This is a genomic window from Paracoccus maritimus (genome assembly GCF_025195095.1).
Taxonomy (GTDB): domain Bacteria; phylum Pseudomonadota; class Alphaproteobacteria; order Rhodobacterales; family Rhodobacteraceae; genus Paracoccus; species Paracoccus maritimus.
On record NZ_JANAVZ010000001.1, the window covers coordinates 636,440 to 653,709 of the forward strand.

At 64.3% G+C, this 17,270-nt stretch carries 20 protein-coding genes and 1 tRNA gene; 15 read left to right on the forward strand and 6 right to left on the reverse strand.

Annotated elements, in window-relative coordinates:
- Window positions 1–45: 45 nt before the first annotated feature.
- The 3 genes from MU516_RS02970 to MU516_RS02980 are packed head-to-tail and all read left to right on the forward strand — an operon-like array spanning window position 46 to window position 2,829.
- Window positions 46–501, forward strand: coding sequence for a lyase family protein (locus tag MU516_RS02970; protein ID WP_260275691.1), 456 nt, complete (start codon window positions 46–48; stop codon window positions 499–501).
- Window positions 498–2,498: a VCBS domain-containing protein gene (locus tag MU516_RS02975; protein WP_260275692.1), complete on the forward strand. Its 2,001-nt coding sequence runs from the start codon at window positions 498–500 to the stop codon at window positions 2,496–2,498. Before MU516_RS02970 ends, MU516_RS02975 begins: the two co-directional genes overlap by 4 nt.
- Complete coding sequence (locus tag MU516_RS02980) at window positions 2,485–2,829, forward strand: calcium-binding protein (RefSeq protein WP_260275693.1); 345 nt, start codon at window positions 2,485–2,487, stop codon at window positions 2,827–2,829. The genes MU516_RS02975 and MU516_RS02980 overlap by 14 nt, the downstream gene beginning before the upstream one ends.
- A gap of 44 nt (window positions 2,830–2,873) precedes the next feature.
- Here MU516_RS02980 and MU516_RS02985 read toward each other — a convergent pair whose 3' ends face one another.
- Complete coding sequence (locus MU516_RS02985; RefSeq protein ID WP_260275694.1) at window positions 2,874–4,532, reverse strand: NAD+ synthase; 1,659 nt, start codon at window positions 4,530–4,532, stop codon at window positions 2,874–2,876.
- Between the two features lie 122 nt (window positions 4,533–4,654).
- Between MU516_RS02985 and MU516_RS02990 the strand changes: the two genes are divergently transcribed.
- Window positions 4,655–6,124, forward strand: a complete 1,470-nt coding sequence (locus MU516_RS02990; protein ID WP_260275695.1) for an MORN repeat-containing protein — start codon at window positions 4,655–4,657, stop codon at window positions 6,122–6,124.
- 123 nt (window positions 6,125–6,247) lie between these two features.
- Complete coding sequence (locus tag MU516_RS02995; RefSeq protein ID WP_260275696.1) at window positions 6,248–7,420, forward strand: GAF domain-containing protein; 1,173 nt, start codon at window positions 6,248–6,250, stop codon at window positions 7,418–7,420.
- Here MU516_RS02995 and pip read toward each other — a convergent pair.
- A complete protein-coding gene (gene pip / locus MU516_RS03000; RefSeq protein ID WP_260275697.1) occupies window positions 7,412–8,416 on the reverse strand; it encodes a prolyl aminopeptidase in 1,005 nt (334 codons plus the stop codon). The genes MU516_RS02995 and pip overlap by 9 nt on opposite strands.
- A gap of 48 nt (window positions 8,417–8,464) precedes the next feature.
- Between pip and ubiG the strand changes: the two genes are divergently transcribed.
- Window positions 8,465–9,199, forward strand: a complete 735-nt coding sequence (gene ubiG / locus MU516_RS03005; protein WP_260275698.1) for a bifunctional 2-polyprenyl-6-hydroxyphenol methylase/3-demethylubiquinol 3-O-methyltransferase UbiG — start codon at window positions 8,465–8,467, stop codon at window positions 9,197–9,199.
- Window positions 9,200–9,209: 10 nt separating this feature from the next.
- Here ubiG and MU516_RS03010 read toward each other — a convergent pair whose 3' ends face one another.
- From MU516_RS03010 to MU516_RS03025, 4 genes are read right to left on the reverse strand one after another with little or no spacing between them, the layout of a single operon-like run.
- The gene (locus MU516_RS03010) at window positions 9,210–9,671 is read right to left on the reverse strand and encodes a MarR family winged helix-turn-helix transcriptional regulator (protein ID WP_425606796.1); all 462 of its coding nucleotides are present in this window, start codon (window positions 9,669–9,671) and stop codon (window positions 9,210–9,212) included.
- 27 nt (window positions 9,672–9,698) lie between these two features.
- On the reverse strand, window positions 9,699–10,553 hold the full coding sequence (locus MU516_RS03015; RefSeq protein ID WP_260275699.1) for a carbon-nitrogen hydrolase family protein: 855 nt from the start codon (window positions 10,551–10,553) through the stop codon (window positions 9,699–9,701).
- Window positions 10,550–10,825, reverse strand: coding sequence for a glutaredoxin 3 (gene grxC, locus MU516_RS03020; RefSeq protein WP_260275700.1), 276 nt, complete (start codon window positions 10,823–10,825; stop codon window positions 10,550–10,552). The genes MU516_RS03015 and grxC overlap by 4 nt, the downstream gene beginning before the upstream one ends.
- Window positions 10,826–10,857: 32 nt before the next feature.
- On the reverse strand, window positions 10,858–11,631 hold the full coding sequence (locus MU516_RS03025) for a double zinc ribbon domain-containing protein (RefSeq protein ID WP_260275701.1): 774 nt from the start codon (window positions 11,629–11,631) through the stop codon (window positions 10,858–10,860).
- Here MU516_RS03025 and MU516_RS03030 point away from each other — a divergent pair.
- The 9 genes from MU516_RS03030 (at window position 11,630) to rplL (ending at window position 17,230) form a co-directional block, all read left to right on the forward strand.
- Window positions 11,630–12,469 carry a methyltransferase domain-containing protein gene (locus MU516_RS03030; RefSeq protein ID WP_260275702.1) on the forward strand — a complete coding sequence of 280 codons (840 nt, stop codon included), beginning with the start codon at window positions 11,630–11,632 and terminating at the stop codon, window positions 12,467–12,469. The genes MU516_RS03025 and MU516_RS03030 overlap by 2 nt on opposite strands.
- Window positions 12,466–13,494 carry a ferrochelatase gene (gene hemH, locus MU516_RS03035; protein ID WP_260275703.1) on the forward strand — a complete coding sequence of 343 codons (1,029 nt, stop codon included), beginning with the start codon at window positions 12,466–12,468 and terminating at the stop codon, window positions 13,492–13,494. Before MU516_RS03030 ends, hemH begins: the two co-directional genes overlap by 4 nt.
- Window positions 13,495–13,583: 89 nt before the next feature.
- Window positions 13,584–13,659 (forward strand) — tRNA-Trp (locus tag MU516_RS03040).
- A gap of 206 nt (window positions 13,660–13,865) precedes the next feature.
- Window positions 13,866–14,063, forward strand: a complete 198-nt coding sequence (secE, locus tag MU516_RS03045; RefSeq protein WP_209059710.1) for a preprotein translocase subunit SecE — start codon at window positions 13,866–13,868, stop codon at window positions 14,061–14,063.
- Between the two features lie 172 nt (window positions 14,064–14,235).
- Entirely contained in the window at window positions 14,236–14,772 is a 537-nt protein-coding gene (gene nusG, locus MU516_RS03050; protein WP_260275704.1) for a transcription termination/antitermination protein NusG, read from the forward strand.
- 105 nt (window positions 14,773–14,877) lie between these two features.
- Window positions 14,878–15,330: a 50S ribosomal protein L11 gene (rplK, locus tag MU516_RS03055; protein ID WP_209059707.1), complete on the forward strand. Its 453-nt coding sequence runs from the start codon at window positions 14,878–14,880 to the stop codon at window positions 15,328–15,330.
- 3 nt (window positions 15,331–15,333) lie between these two features.
- Entirely contained in the window at window positions 15,334–16,032 is a 699-nt protein-coding gene (gene rplA, locus MU516_RS03060) for a 50S ribosomal protein L1 (RefSeq protein WP_260275705.1), read from the forward strand.
- Between the two features lie 241 nt (window positions 16,033–16,273).
- The gene (gene rplJ / locus MU516_RS03065) at window positions 16,274–16,789 is read left to right on the forward strand and encodes a 50S ribosomal protein L10 (protein ID WP_260275706.1); all 516 of its coding nucleotides are present in this window, start codon (window positions 16,274–16,276) and stop codon (window positions 16,787–16,789) included.
- 66 nt (window positions 16,790–16,855) lie between these two features.
- Window positions 16,856–17,230, forward strand: a complete 375-nt coding sequence (gene rplL, locus MU516_RS03070) for a 50S ribosomal protein L7/L12 (protein WP_209059686.1) — start codon at window positions 16,856–16,858, stop codon at window positions 17,228–17,230.
- The last annotated feature ends 40 nt before the right edge of the window (window positions 17,231–17,270 follow it).

Genomic DNA, 17,270 nt, shown 5'->3' on the forward strand with positions numbered 1-17,270 from the left:
CGACGGTCTGACAACAGCGAATCAATCGTTGAGGGAATAGAAACGATGAAACGCCCTAGTGAGACGGCACCAGCTTTCCGCCAAGGCATGACAGGAGTGCTGCTGGCCGGCGCATTCGCCTGCCTGCCCGGCATCGCGACCGCGCAAACCCAGCAGGCGGCCGAACGCGACGAATTCTTCTGGCTGGGCGAGATCAACAAGGCCAGCATCGTGATCAGCAGCGAAGAAGGCTTGCTGGACACTGAACTAGCGCCCGCGAACGGCAAGGCGCTGGACGCGGTCATCGCGAACGGCAACGCACCCGATGCCGAACGTCCGGGCACCGTCATCACCTTCGAGCCGTTGCTGTTCGAACGGGGCGGGGTCGAGGTGACGCTGATCCATGCCGGTCGTTCCAGCCAGGACATGCACGCCACCTACCGCGCCGCGATGCTGCGGGACGGGATGCTGAATCTTGCCCGGCAGCTGATCGCAGGACCAGTGGATCGCCGAAGAACGTGACCATATCCAACGCGGGTGGCGGATCGGTCGTCATCCCTGCGGGCGCAAGTTCGGTCACCTTTACCCTGGACCCCCGCCCGGACACCCAGATCGAGGCAGATGAATCGATCCGCCTCAGCCTGGCCGACAGCGACGGCTATAACGTCGGCACCCTTGGTCCGGTCGCCGCGACGATCCTGAACGACGATCTAGACCCCGAGACGGATCCCTCCCTGCCCAACATCACGATGAACCTTGCCTCGGCGACGGTTTATGAGGATGGCGACGGCAATCTGGTCTACGAATTTCACCGCAGTGGCGCGGCGACCGATGCGTTGACTGTCGGTTTCGAGGTCAGCGGATCCGCGACGCTGCCGTCCGGGGACTTCACCGTGACCGGCGCCGATAGTTTCGAAACTGCAGGGGCAGAGAACCCGAACCTGGCGTCGTTCAACACCTACGCGGTCAAGTTGGCCGAATATGCGACCACGGGCGCGGCGGATGGCGAGATCGCCGCCAACGCCAACGCGAACCTCGTCACGCAGGTCTATCTTTACGAAACCTGGGCGCGACCTGATCTGGTCCTTGGTGCGCTTGAGCGTTCGACCGACGAGGAAACCGGAGAAGTGACCACCTTCGAGGTCTCTGCCCCGGAATACTATCTGTCGCTCGAGGACATGACAGACGATCTGCGCGACGCCTATCGCGGTCTGGCCGAGGCCAATCCGATCTTCAGGGAGGTGGCGCCGGTGGGCGAGGCGTTCCTGTTGGCGGTTCAGCAGGGTGTTGCGACGCGCGATCCCTATGCGCCCGATGCGGGCAGCGACGGCAAGGTTGATCTGTGGTGGGACGATAATCTGCATGCCAGCAAATACGGATCCTATCTCAGCAGCCTGACCCTGTTCGGCACGATCACCGGCGTCGATCCGCGCGCGCTCGGGGCGCAGGAACGTGCGGCGGCTGATCTGGGCATCACGGTATCCGAAGTCGCCCCCCTGCAGGATGTCGCGGCGGCGACCCTTGGCTTTTCGCTGGACGCGCGTTGGACCACACCGGGGCAAGTGACCGAGTTGCGGGGTGATGCGGGGGTGCTGGCCACGGCAGGGGCGTTCGGCTTTGCGGACAACGATATCGACGCGACGCATTCAGTCACGGCCAGCGCGCTGACGACCGATGCGCTTGGGGGGCTTGACGTCACCTTGCACGCCGACACGACGGGCGACGGCACGGGCGGCGCGGTCAACTGGACCTATACAGTGGACAGCCGCGCCGTGGATTTCCTTGCGCCGGGCGAAGCGCGGATCGAGCATTTCCTGGTCACCATCACCGACGATCATGGCGGCGTCGCCACGCAAGAGGTCGAGGTGATGATCACCGGCAGCGATGACGACGCGCCGATCATCACCTCGGGTGACGGCGCTGCCAGCCTGTCCCTGCAGATGGGCGAAAATACGCAGGCCGTGACGACCATCACGGCCTTCGACCCCGAGGGCGCCTTGCCAAGCTATGCGGTTGCAGGGGGCTCCGACGCGGCGGCGTTTTCCATCGACGCCAAGACCGGAGCGCTTCGTTTCAACACGGCCCCGAATTACGAAGCGCCGACCGATTCCGATCAGGACAACATCTATGACGTGATCGTTCAGGCCAACGATGGGGCAGGCGCGGCCCGCCAGTCGATCAGCGTGACGATCAATGATGTCGATGACCCGGCCTCGATTGGCGGAGACGCAGCCGGGCGGGTCGCCGAGGACGGCCATACGACCACGGGCGGCCTGCTGACGATCGCGGACGAGGATCAGGGACAGGCCGGCTTTCAAACGCCGCCATCCCTGTGCGGCGACTATGGCCGGTTCACCTTCGACCCCACAAGCGGGGCGTGGAGCTATGATCTGGATAACGACGCCGATGCGGTGCAGATGCTGGGCGACGGCGATGCTCTTCAGGACAGCCTGACTTGGCACGCTCAAATCGATCGAGAACGTGATCGGCGGCCAAGGCGACGACGTGATCCGCGGTGATGGCGGTGACAACAGCCTGCGTGGCGGACTGGGGGCCGATACGATCCGTGGCGGCGCGGGCGACGACCTGATCCATGGACAGGGCGATGGCGCCGTCCTGTTCGGCGGCAAGGGTGCCGACCAGTTCGTCTTTGTGGACGAAATCTCTGATGAGCAGACCAGCGTGCTGAAAATCCGCGACCATGACGACCTGGACAGGATCGATATCGGAGACGCCGGGATCACATCGGTCGCGGTTCATGGCAGAACGCTGCAACTGACCGTGGGCGACGATGCGGATCTGATCGTCATTCACGGCGTGAAGGATTTCGACGATCTGCAGTTCGTCTGATCGGGCCCGCGCGTGCGGCCCGATTCCGGGCCGCGCCGCAGATGCTACAATTCGTCCCGCCAGCGATTGACCAGCGGATAGCGGCGATCCAGCCAGAACGCCCTGGTGGAAATGCGCGGTCCGGGGGCGGCCTGATAGCGTTTCCATTCGCTGATATACAGCAGCTTTTCGACCTGTTTCACGGTTTCGGCGTCGAAGCCCTGGGCAACCAGATCCTTCAGCGCCAGATCCTTTTCGACCAATCCTTCAAGGATCGCATCCAGCACCTCGTAGGGGGGCAGCGAATCCTCGTCCTTCTGGTCTGGGCGCAGCTCGGCCGAGGGGGGCTTGCTGATGATCTGCGGCGGGATCACCTCGCCCTTGGGGCCCATCATCCAGTCGCGGTGATTGGCGTTTCGCCAGCGGCTGGTTTCGAACACCCGTGTCTTGTACAGATCCTTGATGGGGTTATAGCCGCCCGCCATGTCGCCATAGATGGTGGCATAGCCCACCGCGACCTCGGACTTGTTGCCGGTGGTCAGCAGCATCTCGTTGAACTTGTTCGACAGCGCCATCAGCATCACGCCACGCAGGCGCGACTGGATGTTCTCTTCGGTCGTGTCGGGCTGGGTCCCCTCCATCAGATGCGCCAGCGCATCGGCCACGGCGTCGCGCGCACCCTCGATATGGACGGTGTCCAGACGTGTGCCAAGTCGCGTTGCGCAATCGGCGGCGTCGTCCAGACTGCCCTGAGACGTGTATTCCGACGGCAGCATGACGCAGCGCACATTGTCTGGCCCGATCGCGTCGGCGGCGATGGTCGCGACCAGCGCGGAATCGATGCCGCCCGACAGGCCCAGAACGACCTTGCTGAAGCCCGACTTGCGCAGATATTCCCGCAGGCCCAGCATCATCGCGTGATAATCCTGTTCCCAGGCATCGGGCTGGGTGGCCATCAGGCCGGGCTGCGCCTGCCAACCCTCGGCGCTGCGGATGAAATCGACATGCGCGATCGCTTCCTCGAAGGGCGGAAGCTGGACCACCTTCTTGCCGCCCGGGTTCAGCACGAAGCTGGCGCCGTCGTAAAGCTGATCGTCCTGCCCGCCCACCATGTTCACATAGACCAGCGGCAGGCCGGTCTCGACCACGCGCCCCACCATGTGACCCATGCGCAGATCCAGTTTTTCGCGGTGATAGGGGCTGCCATTGGGCACCACCAGAATCTCGGCGCCGGTCTCGGCCAGCGTCTCGGCCACGTCGGGATACCAGCTGTCCTCGCAGATCGGGCTGCCGATCCGGGCATCGCCGACGACATAGGGTCCGCTGATCGGGCCGCTGTCGAACAGGCGCAATTCGTCGAACAACTGCTTGTAGGGCAGGTGATGCTTCAGGACGCGGGCCACCAGCTTGCCGTTCCTGAAGACGAAATAGGCGTTATACAGCTTGTCCCCATCGCGCCAAGGACCGCCGATACCGATGGCGGGGCCGTCCACACAGGCCTCGCCCACCGCCATGACGGCGGTCATCGCCTTCTGGGTGAAGGCCGGCTTCAGCACCAGATCCTGGGTCTGATAGCCGGTGATGAACATTTCCGGCAACGCCAGCATGTCGGCGCCGGCCTGACGCGCGGTCTGCCACGCCTCGCGTGCCTTGCGGGCATTGCCAGACAGGTCGCCGACGGTGGCGTTCAACTGCCCGATGGTCAGGCGGAAACGGTCGGTCATGGCAGGGCCCCCTGTGTTTTCGCATCCGTGATAGGGGATCATTCCTGAAAGGAAAAGTCGGGCTTTGCGCGTGACGTCCGGTTGCGATAGACCATGAGGCAAAAGACGAAGGGTGCGGGTTGATGAAGGCAGCATTTCGGGCAGGTTTGGCGGCGCTGGCCATATTCACGACCACGACTGTGGCCGATGCGCAGGTCATCACCAAGAAATACGACGATGGCGGCGTCTATGAAGGCACGTTCCGCAATGGCCGCCAGCACGGTCAGGGCAGCTATACTCTGCCCAATGGCTATCGCTACGAGGGCGATTGGGTCGATGGTCAGATCATGGGGCAGGGCACCGCGACCTTCCCGAACGGATCGGTCTATGTCGGCCAGTTCGCCGGCGGCAAGCCCGACGGCAAGGGCAAGATCACCTATGGCGATGGCGGCACCTATGAAGGCGACTGGATCGGCGGCGAGATCACCGGCGAGGGCGAGGCGCAGTATGCCAATGGCAGCGTCTACAAGGGACAGTTCGTCAAGGGCCTGCACCAGGGCAAAGGCGTGCTGACCCAGCCGAATGGCTACAAATACGAAGGCGACTGGAATGCCGGGGTCAAGGAAGGCCAGGGCCGGATCACCTATCCCGACGGGTCGATCTATGAAGGCGGCATGCTGGCCGGGCAGCGTGCCGGGCGCGGCAAGCTGACCATGGCCGACGGGATGACCTATGACGGGATCTGGTCGGCGGGCCAGATGTCGGGCACCGGCGTTCTGGTTCAGGCGTCGGGCGACCGCTACGAGGGCCGGATGGTGGCGGGCAAGCGCGAGGGGCAGGGCATTGCGACCTATGCCAACGGCGATGTCTATGACGGCCAGTTCAGTGCCGACCGTCGCCACGGCACCGGCACGTTCACCGGCACCGATGGTTATGTCTATACCGGCGACTGGGTCGAGGGCCGGATGGAGGGCAGCGGCCGGATCACCTATCCCGACGGTTCGGTCTATGTCGGTCAGATGAAGGACGACCGGCCCGACGGCACGGGCAAGATCACCTATCCCGACGGATCGACCTATGAGGGCCAGTGGAACGCAGGCGTGATCGAGGGCGAGGGCAAGGCCACCTATGCCAACGGCATGGTCTATGAAGGCAGTTTCCGGAACGCCCGCAACGACGGTCAGGGCCGGATGTCCTATCCCGACGGCTACGTCTATACCGGGGCGTGGAAAGACGGCCAGCGGCATGGCGACGGCCAGGCGACCTATCCGGATGGCACCGTCTATACCGGCAGCTTCGCGAACGGTCTCAGGGCGGGGCAGGGCAAGCTGACCACCCCCGACGGTTTCGTGTACGAGGGCGGCTGGAAGGATGGCGAGATCGACGGAGACGGGGTCGCCACCTATGCCAATGGCGACCGCTATGAAGGGAACTTCGTTGCGGGAAAGCGGCAGGGCCAAGGCGTGATGCGCTATGCGACGGGGCAGGTCGCCTCGGGCGAATGGCAGGACAACCGGCTGATCGAGGCTGACGACGCTGCGGCGGAAACCCCGCCCGCCGCACAGCCGCAGGGTGAGGCACCCGACCTGCCCGCCGAGGGCGGCGGCAACTGACAGCCCGCAGACATCGCACCGGCACAGCGGACATTCGCATCTGGTGTGGGGGCGCCGCCGCCCGGCTTGCGTTGCCCCGCGAAACTGATCTAGCCTGATGCGCTTGCAACAAGGACGCCGGAATTGAGCCTGCCCGACACCCCCCTCGACACCGCGCCGGACGATCATCGCGGCAGGCTTTCAGACCCTGCGCGGCTGGCGTCGCTGAAAGCGTCCGACCTGATGGACAGTCTGCCCGAGGAGACGTTCGACCGGGTGATCCGGCTGGCGTCACGCCTGACCGGAGCGCCTGTCGGGCTTTTCTCTCTGGTCGATGAGACGCGGCAGTTCTTCAAGGCGCAGGCGGGCTTGCCCGACGGTGTCGCCGAATCCCGCCAGACCCCGCTCAGCCATTCGCTTTGTCAGTATGTCGTCAGCCGCGATGCCCCGCTGGTCGTGTCGGATGCGCTGCAAAGCCCGCTGCTACGCGACAACGGTGCTGTGCACGACCTGAAGGTCAGCGCCTATCTGGGCGTGCCGATCCATGCGCCCGACGGCCAGGCTATCGGTTCGCTGTGCGCCATCGACACCTCGTCCCGGGATTGGTCCGAGGATCAGATCGATTCGATGCACAGCCTGGCCGCAATGGTCGAAAGCGAACTTGCGCTGCGGCATGCCGCGGCCGCGCGGCAGTTGCTGCTGTCCGAGATGAACCACCGCGTGAAAAATCTTTTCACCGTGGTGTCGGCCATCGTCCGCATCAGCCGGCGCGCGCACGAAGATGACGCGGATGCTCTGGCGGCCGAGATTGAACAGCGCCTTCAGGCGTTATCGGCGGCGCACGGGCTGATCGCGCCGAGCGTGGCGTCTGACAAGTTGGCGGCTGGCAGCGTCCCGCTTGACCGGCTGATCGAAACCCTGACCGCGCCCTATCAGCGGCCGGGCCTGTCGCTGGATTTTCAAGGGCCGCAGATCGATCTGGGGCCACGCGCCGCAGCGACTCTGGCGCTGGTCTTTCACGAAATGATCACGAACGCCGCAAAATACGGCGCGCTGCGCGATGGCGGCGGGCGGCTGGCGATCGGATGGCGGCTGGGGGGCAATTCGCTGCAACTGGACTGGTCGGAAACGTCGACCGATCCGGACACGACGGGTGGCGATGCCGAAATATCGACCGATCCCTCCGCGCCGGGTTTCGGATCGCAGCTGATCGATCTTCTGGTGGCAGGGCCTCTTGAAGGGCAGATCACCGGCGGCGGTGCGGCCTCGGGGCTTGTGCGCAATTTCAGCCTGCCGCTGGCCTCGCTGTCACGCTGAACCGGCGCTGGCCGAACCGTCGCGCAGATCGTCGTCGCGGATCGTGTCCATGACCCGGACCAGTTCCGACGAGATGCGCGGTTCGGACAGGGCGTGACCCGATGCGGGGATGATCCGCAATTCGCAGCCCGGCCAGCCCTCGGCCAACTCATGCGCGGTTCCGGGCGGGCACACCATGTCATAGCGGCCCTGAACGATCACCGCGGGCAAATGTTCGATCCGGTGGCGGTCACGCAGAAGCTGACCTTCCTCCAGAAAGCACTGGTTGCTGAAATAATGATTCTCTAGCCGGGCGAAGGCGCGGGCATATTCGGCGGGCGCGTGGCTGACCGGTGCCGATTGCAGGCCCGCCAGCGCGTTTTCCCACATCAGCCAGGGCAGGGCATAGCGGCCCTGCCGTCCCGCGTCTTCCGAAAACAGGCGGCGATGATACGCGCCGATCATGTCGTGGCGCTCCGCCTCGGGGATGGGATCCTGAAACCGCGCCCACAGATCGGGAAAGAACCGCGCCGCGCCGCCGCCATAGAACCAGTCCAGCTCGCGTTGCCGGCCAAGAAAGACCCCCCGCAGCACCAGTCCGGTGACATGGTCGGGTTGCGCCTCGGCATAGGCCAGCGCCAGCGTTGCGCCCCAGCTGCCGCCGAACAGCAGCCAGGCCGGGATGTCCAGATCGGCGCGGATGCGTTCGATATCGGCGACCAGATGCTGCGTCGTGTTCGCCTCGACCGATGCGGTGGGCCGCGACCGGCCACAGCCGCGCTGGTCGAACAGCACGATCCGGAAATGGGCCGGATCGAAGAACCTGCGCATGAACGGGCTGCATCCGCCACCAGGCCCGCCATGCAGCACAAGCACCGGCCGTCCCTCCGGATTGCCGCATTGCTCGATATACAGACGATGTCCGTCGCCCACATTCAGGATGCGGCGGTCGAAGGGATCGTCCGCCGGGTGCAGGCGGCCATGTGTCGCGGAGATTTGCCCTGCCATTCGGTCCATCCGACCAGTATAGACACAACCGACAGCGCCTGCCAGAAGGACCGAAGCATGACCAGCATCGACCCCGACGAAATTGCCAAGTTCGAGGCGATGGCCGCAGAATGGTGGGATCCCAAGGGCAAGTTCAGGCCGTTGCACCTGATGAACCCGGTGCGTCTGGATTACATCGCCACCCAGATCGCGGCCGAGTTTGGCCGCGATCGCAAGGGCGCCCGGCCATTCGATGGGCTGCGTATTCTGGATATCGGCTGCGGCGGTGGCCTTGTCGCGGAACCGATGGCGCGTCTGGGCGCCGATGTCGTGGGTGCGGACGCCGCCCAGGGCAATATCGCAGTCGCCGGGCTTCACGCCGACCAGCAGGGCCTTGCGATCGACTATCGCGCCACGACCGCCGAGGCACTGGCAGATGCGGGCGAGCGGTTCGATGTTGTTATGGCGCTTGAGATCGTGGAACATGTCGCCGATCCGGGGGCCTTCATCGCCACCTGCCGCGATCTGCTGCGTCCCGGCGGACTGGTAATCATGTCCACACTGAACCGCACCGCGAAAAGCTTCGGCGCGGCGATCATCGGGGCCGAATGGATCATGCGCTGGCTGCCCAGGGGCACGCATGACTGGGCACGCTTCATCAAGCCGGACGAACTGGCCGCGATGGCCGCAACGGCAGGCTGCAATGTCGTGGATCGGCGCGGCATGGTCTTCAACCCGATCGGTTTCGGGTGGCACCTGTCGGACCGCGATCTGTCGGTCAACTATATCCTGACGGCGCGGCGCCCGACCTGACCGGCCAACCTCAGTCCGGCCCGCCCTCAAGCCGGATGCGCAGTTCCCGCAACACCGGCAGCGCGCCGCGCACCCGATCCGCCCCGATATCGCGCACCACTTCGGCAATCAGCGGCATGAACGCGGCGATTGCCGCATCCCGCGCCGCGCGACCCGCCGGGCTGATCGACACGAATTTCCGCCGCGCGTCGTCCCAATCCGGGCGGATATGAACATGCCCGGCCCATTCCAGCCGCGACAGCGTGTTGGTCATCGCGCCGCGTGTGACGTGGAACGCCTCGGCCAACTGGGCGGGGGTGCGTTCCTCGTTCACATGCGCCAGCAGATTCAGCACCGAGAAATGAGAGATCTGCATGCCGCGCGGCAGCGCCTTGCTGATCAGGTTGCGTGACAGCTGATCGGCAATCAGCACCTCGGCGAACAGGCTTGCGGCCAGCCGGTCGGTCGATTGCGGTTTCTCGATGTCTGTCACGGGCTTGTTCATTGTCTGGGCAAGGTCTCACGGGCCGTCGAACGGCCTGTCATGGGTCAGCGAGGGAATGCGCGACCGTGCCCTGTCAACTGCCCCAAGGTCAAGCTCGACCATGCTCAGACCTTGCGTCACGCCCCCGTCAGCCAGCACCTTGCCCCAGGGATCGACGGCAAGGCTGTGCCCGTGGCTGCGGCGCGGCACTCGATCGGGGCTGTGCGGCGCGTCATGCGTGCCGCATTGCGCGGGGGCCAGCACAAAGCAGCCGGTCTCAATGGCGCGCGCGCGCATCAGCACCTCCCAATGCGCGGCGCCGGTTGTCGGGCTGAAGGCCGAGGGCACCGTCAGGATCCGCGCACCGGCCTGCGCCAGCTTGCGGTAAAGATGCGGGAACCGCAGATCATAGCAGATCGTCAACCCCACCGGCACACCTGCCGCCTTGGTCACCACCGCCCGATCGCCGGGGCGATAGGCGGCGCTCTCGCGATATTGCTCGGTCTCGGAAATTTTCACGTCGAACATGTGCAGCTTGTCATAGCTGGCCGCGACCTCGCCGTCGGGATCGATCAGGATGCTGCGGTTGACGAAACGGTCGCCATCGCCGGATTTCAGCGCCAGCGATCCGATCAGCAGCCAGATCCCGGCGGCGCGCGCCTCGGATCGCAATGCCGACAGGGTCGGATCCTTGGCCTGGACATGCAGCACCGCCTCCTGACGCTTGCGATCCGGCGACAGGATATTCGTCGCCTCGGGCGTCAGCACCAGCTGCGCACCCTCGGCAGCCGCCTGCCGGATCAGCGGAATGGTCTGCGACAGATTCGCGATCGGATCGTCGCTGACGTTCAGCTGGACCAGCCCGACCTTCAACATGTCGCCGCCGGTCATGCCGCTTTGCCCTGCAGCAGCGGGTCCAGCTTGCCGGCGCGCTCCAGCGCGTGCAATTCATCGCTGCCGCCGACATGGGTTTCGCCGACAAAGATCTGCGGCACCGTGCGCTTGCCGTGGGCGCGCTGCATCATCTCGGCCCGGCGTTCGGGTTCGGCGCCGACATCGATCTCGGCATAGCTGACATTCTTGCGATCCAGCAGCGCCTTGGCAGCGATGCAGAACGGGCAGGTGCGGGTGGCGTAGATTTCGACTGTAGGTTTCTGGGTCATGGCGTTCCGGTCATCAGGTTCCAGGGACAAATCTAGTCATCCTTGACCGCGCGCGCCAGAACCGCGACCGATATTGGACCCGAACCAGCCGCCAGCAGCGCCTCGGCGGCTGCGGCCAGCGTCGCGCCCGAGGTCATAACGTCGTCGACCAGCAGCACCGCCCGGCCTTCGATCCGCGCGCTGCGGCGCGGGTTCACCCCCAGCGCACCGGCGATATTGGCAAAACGGTCGCTGACATTGCGATGGTCCTGACCCTGCGTGTGGCGGTGGCGGATCAGCAGATCGGGCATATGTTGCAGCCCGCGTAACCTTGCCAGATGCGCCGAGACCAGTGCCGCCTGGTTGTAGCGCCGCTTCATCAGCCGCCGAAGATGCAGCGGGACCGGCGCGACGACCATGCCCGGCCGCACGAGCGGCGCGGCCGAACGGGACAGCCAGCCCGCCAGAAAGGGCGCCAGGTCGGGCCGGTCGCCATGTTTCAGCGACAGGATCAGGCTGCGACCCGTGCCGGAATAGACCATCGCCGCGCGGCCGTGCCGCCAGGGACGCGCGATCGCCAGGCAATCGTCGCAGATCAGCGATTCGTCGTCGGTGCGGCAGGTGCCATCATCGGGCAGCGGGGCGCCGCAGCGGTTGCACGCGGTGCCGGTGATGAAGCGGGTCTCGCGCCAGCAATCCGGACACAGCCCCGTGTCGTCTTCGGCGCTGCCCGCGACGGGCACGCCGCAACCGATGCATTGCGGCGGATACAGCAGTGCCAGCGCGCCTTTCATCGCCCTGCGAAGCACCCTATGTTGCATCCCCATGGAAGCCCCCTCTGCCACCGATCGCCCTGTCCTGACCGACCGCGCGGCGCTGAAGCGTCAGCGCCGGCGCGCGATCCGCGCGGGCCATGCCGATGTGCTGCACCGCCTTGCCGCGGACGAGATCCACGATAGGCTGGCCGAGATTAACAGATCGTTTACGCAAACCGCCCTGGTGACGGGATTTCCCGATTTCTGGCGCGCGCGCTTCCCGGATGCGAGGATCGTGGCCGATGATCCGGTGCTGGATCTGCGTCCCGGCGCGCATGATCTTGTGATTCACGCCATGTCGCTGCACTGGGCGGACGACCCGGTTGGACAGATCGTGCAGTCGGCACGCGCCCTGCGCGAAGACGGATTGTTCATCGCCGCCTGTCTTGGCGGCCAGACCTTGCACGAGGTCCGCCAGGTTCTGGCGCAGGCCGAGGCGGAAGTCACGGGCGGGTTGTCGCCCCGCATCCTGCCGATGGGCGAGATCCGCGACATGGGCGCGCTGCTGGGACGTGCCGGGCTGGCGCTGCCGGTCGCCGACCTGGTCAGCCAGCGTGCCAGCTATCGCGACCTGATCCATCTCGCGCGCGACTTGCGCGCCATGGGCGAGGGCAACGCCATGGCCGCCCGCCTGCGCCGTCCGACACGGCGCGAGGTGTTTGCCCGCGCCGCCGCGATCATGGCCGAACATCATCCCGACCGCGACGATCCGTCCCGTGTCGCAACGACCTTCGATCTGGTCTTTCTGACCGGATGGGCCCCGTCCGAATCGCAGCCCAAACCGCTGCGGCCCGGCTCTGCCAAGACCCGCCTAGCCGATGCGCTGAACGAAATCAGGAACAAGCCATGACGCCAGACCACGCGCCCGCCGATCACCCCGCGATCCAGCCCGCCAGAACCGGCATCCTGATCGCCAATCTGGGCACGCCCGACGGCTATGATTACTGGTCTATGCGTCGCTATCTGAATGAATTCCTGTCCGACCGCCGGGTGATCGACCTGCCGCGCTGGAAATGGCAGCCGATCCTGCAGGGCATCATCCTGACCAAGCGACCGTTCAGTTCCGGCGCGAACTACAAGCTGATCTGGAACGAAGACAAGGGCGAAAGCCCGCTGATGACGATCACCCGCGATCAGACGGCGGCGCTGCGCGACCGCGCCCAGGCCGAATGGGGCGACAAAGTGATGGTCGAATTCTGCATGCGCTATGGCAATCCTTCGACCTCGGATGTGCTGGATCGGATGGTGAAGGCCGGCTGTCGGCGGATCGTGTTCCTGCCGCTGTATCCGCAATACGCCGCGCCGACCTCGGCGACCGCGAACGACCAGTTGTTCAGGGCGCTGATGGAACAGACCTGGCAACCTTCGGTGCGGACCTGTGATCCTTATTTCGACCGGCCCGACTATATCGCGGCGCTGGCGGGTTCGGTCCGCCGGACCCTGGGGGACAGGGTGCCGTCACGTCTGGTCGCGTCCTATCACGGCATGCCACGGCGATACCTGATGCAGGGCGATCCCTATCACTGCCAGTGCCAGAAGACCTCGCGCCTTCTGCAACAGGAGCTTGGCTGGCCCGACGGCGTGATCGACACCACCTTCCAGTCGGTCTTCGGCCGCGAGGAATGGCTGCGTCCCTATACCGTCGAACATGTCGCCGAACTGGCCCGACAGGGCGTCACCGATATCGCGGTGGTCTCGCCCGCCTTTGCGGCAGACTGCATCGAAACCCTGGAAGAGATCAACGGAGAGATCCGCGAAAGTTTCGAACACGCAGGCGGCAAGGACTTCACCTATATCCCGTGCCTGAACGACGACCCGGCTCATATCGAGGTGATGATGTCTGTCATCCGCGACAATATCGGCGGCTGGATCTAGTGATTCCTGCCCGGTGCACGCCCGGCGTCATCAGTCGCCGATTGTGTGCTTGACGGCGCGCGTCGCAAACCCTATCAGGGCTGCGCTGCAGGGGTATAGCTCAGTTGGTAGAGCATCGGTCTCCAAAACCGAGGGTCGTGGGTTCGAGTCCCCCTGCCCCTGCCAGGCCTCCATACATGTCTCGAATTGCCAGGCGATATTGATCGGCAGGGTCGCTCGGCGGCAGTCGTTTCGGTTGTGTTAACGCGGCGTGCGTTGTCGGTGTACGCGCTGTGCATGTCGTGTGTCCGGCGGGTGCTTTTCCGGTGCGGGCTTGAATCGCCGCGCGTCGCCAGTTAAATGCCCAACTGAATTTCCGCGAGGAGCCGCAAGTGGCCACCAATCCTGTCCAGTTCATCAACCAGGTCCGCGCCGAGGCCGCCAAGATCACCTGGCCCACCCGCCGCGAGGTCATCACGACCACGATCATGGTCTTCATCATGGCCGCGCTGACCAGTATTTTCTTCTTTCTGGTGGATCTGGTGATCCGCTTCGGCCTGACCGAAGGGTTGAAGTTCATCAGCGGCTGATCCGGGCTTGCAATTCCGGGCGCGTGGCGGTATCTGCCCACGACTGTCCGGTTGACGGCGTGCATCGAATCCGCATGCGCGCCGATTTCAATTTTGCCGGGCGCATTTGAATTCAAGGGGTTGCCGGCATGTGCAGGTGATTCCCGAAAGACGAACAGGGGTCGATCGAGACATGGCAAAGCGTTGGTATTCGGTCAGCGTCCTGTCGAACTTCGAGAAGAAGGTCGCCGAGGCGATTCGTCAGGCGGCATCCGAGAAGGGCCTTGAAGAGCAGATCGACGAGGTGCTGGTCCCGACCGAGGAGGTCATCGAGATCCGCCGCGGCAAGAAGGTGACGTCCGAGCGTCGTTTCATGCCCGGCTATGTGCTGGTCCACATGGACATGTCGGATCGGACCTATCATCTGGTGAACTCGATCAACCGGGTCACCGGCTTTCTCGGATCGCAGGGCAAGCCCATGCCCATGCGTGACGAAGAGGTGAACACCATCCTTCACCGCACCGGCGATGGCGACGAGGCTGCACCGCGCAACCTGATCCGCTTTGACGTGGGCGAGAAGGTGAATGTGACCGATGGCCCCTTCGAGGGCTTTTCGGGCATGGTCGAAGAGGTTGACGAAGCGGCGTCGCGGATCAAGGTCACCGTTTCGATCTTCGGCCGGCCGACCCCGGTCGAACTGGAATTCACGCAGGTCGCCAAGACCGCGTGATTGGTTGCGGGAGGCGCCGGTCCCTTCGGGGATACGGGCCGTACCGCTAAGTCGGCCCCGCAAGTCCGGTCAAGGGCAGGGGCGTGATGATAAGGAGAAGGCCACATGGCCAAGAAAGTCGTCGGGCAGCTGAAGCTGCAAATCAAGGCGGGTCAGGCGAACCCGTCGCCCCCCGTTGGCCCCGCACTGGGTCAGCGCGGTATCAACATCATGGAATTCTGCAAGGCGTTCAACGCCAAGACGCAGGAGATGGAGCAGGGTTCCCCCGTTCCGGTCGTGATCACCTACTACGCCGACAAGTCGTTCACCTTCGAGACGAAGACGCCGCCGGCGTCCTTCCTGCTGAAGAAAGCAGCCGGCCTGAAGCCGGTGGGCAAGCGCAACCGCGCCAAGGGTTCGGAAAAGCCCGGTCGCGCGACCGCTGGCTATGTGACCGTCAAGCAGGTGCGCGAGATCGCCGAGTCGAAGATGACGGATCTTTCCGCCAATGACGTCGATCAGGCGATGAAGATCATTCTGGGTTCGGCCCGTTCGATCGGTATCGAGGTGAAAGGCTAAGCCATGGCGAAGATTGCGAAGAAAAAAGCCGCGGCCCGCGCCGCCTTTGAAGGCAAGACCAACGTCAGCGTCGAGGATGCCGTCAAGCTGGTCAAGGGCTCGGCCTCGGCCAAGTTCGACGAAACCATCGAGATCGCGCTGAACCTGGGTGTCGATCCGCGTCACGCTGACCAGATGGTCCGCGGCGTCGTGACGCTGCCCGCCGGCACCGGCAAGGATGTGCGCGTGGCCGTGTTCGCCCGTGGTCCCAAGGCTGACGAAGCCAAGGCAGCGGGTGCGGACATCGTCGGCGCCGAGGACCTGATGGAAACGATCCAGTCAGGCAAGATCGAGTTCGACCGTTGCATCGCGACGCCGGACATGATGCCGCTGGTCGGCCGTCTGGGCAAGATTCTGGGCCCGCGCAACCTGATGCCGAACCCCAAGGTCGGCACGGTGACGATGGATGTCGCGAATGCCGTCAAGGCCGCCAAGGGTGGTGAGGTTCAGTTCAAGGCCGAGAAGGCGGGCGTTGTCCATGCCGGCATCGGCAAGGTCAGCTTCGACGAAGACAAGCTGGCTCAGAACCTGCGTGCCTTCGTGGACGCGGTACAGAAGGCCAAGCCCTCGGGCGCGAAAGGGACCTACATGAAAAAGGTCTCCATCAGCTCGACCATGGGGCCGGGCGTTTCGGTGGACGTCGCTTCGGCGACCGCCAATTAAGGAATTTCCCGGCCTGTAAGCCGGGAATGACGGGGCTGCCGAAACGCCGCCCCGTCCTGTCCGAGACGGAGGGTGCCGCGGTCCGCAAGGACCAAGGCTTAATGTCCTTCCTGAGATGGGAACAAGCATTTTTCCGAAGGTTGAACCTTCGGGCGATCTTGTCCCTCACGGACCCGATCCGGTCCCTCGGGGCCGGAACAAAGTGAGAGCCGGGGGGAAACCCCCATATTGGAGTGAAACCGTGGATAGAGCACAAAAAGAACAGGTGGTCGATGAACTCGGCCAGATCTTTGAAAGCTCTGGCGTCGTGGTGGTTGCCCACTACGAGGGAATGACGGTTGCGCAAATGCAGGACCTGCGAGCGAAGATGCGCGAAGCAGGTGGTGCGGTGCGTGTTGCCAAGAACAAGCTCGCCAAGATCGCCCTGGAAGGTAAGCCTTGCGCAAGCATCGCCGACTACCTGACGGGCATGACCGTGTTGTCCTTCTCGGAAGACCCTGTGGCTGCGGCCAAGGTCTGCCAGGAATACGCCAAGGGGAACGAGAAATTCGTGATCCTGGGCGGTGCCATGGGCGACTCGGCGCTGGATCCGGCCGGTGTGAAAGCCGTGGCCGCCATGCCGTCGCGTGACGAGCTTATTGCTTCGATCGTGTCCTGCATCGGCGCCCCTGCTTCCAACATCGCCGGTGCGATCGGCGCGCCTGCAAGCAACATCGCGGGCATCCTCAGCACTCTGGAAGAGCGCGAGGCTGCTTGACGCAACCCTTTCCCGACTGGTGGTTGAATACCCGACGTTGGAACACTAACTGGAAAGAACGGAAAAATGGCTGATCTGAAGAAACTCGCCGAAGAAATCGTGGGCCTGACCCTGCTGGAAGCCCAAGAACTGAAAACCATCCTGAAAGACGAATACGGCATCGAGCCGGCTGCCGGTGGCGCCGTCATGATGGCCGGTCCGGCTGCTGGCGCTGAAGAAGCTGCCGAAGAGAAGACCGAATTCGACGTCGTTCTGGTCGAGGCCGGTGCCAGCAAGATCAACGTGATCAAGGAAGTGCGCGGCATCACCGGTCTGGGCCTGAAAGAAGCCAAGGACCTGGTCGAAGCTGGTGGCAAGGTCAAGGAAGGCGCCAACAAGGACGAAGCCGAAGAAATCAAGAAAAAGCTCGAAGCGGCTGGCGCCAAGGTCGAGCTGAAGTAATCGGCTTTCTTGCTGGATGAATGTGGCAGGGTCCGGGCTT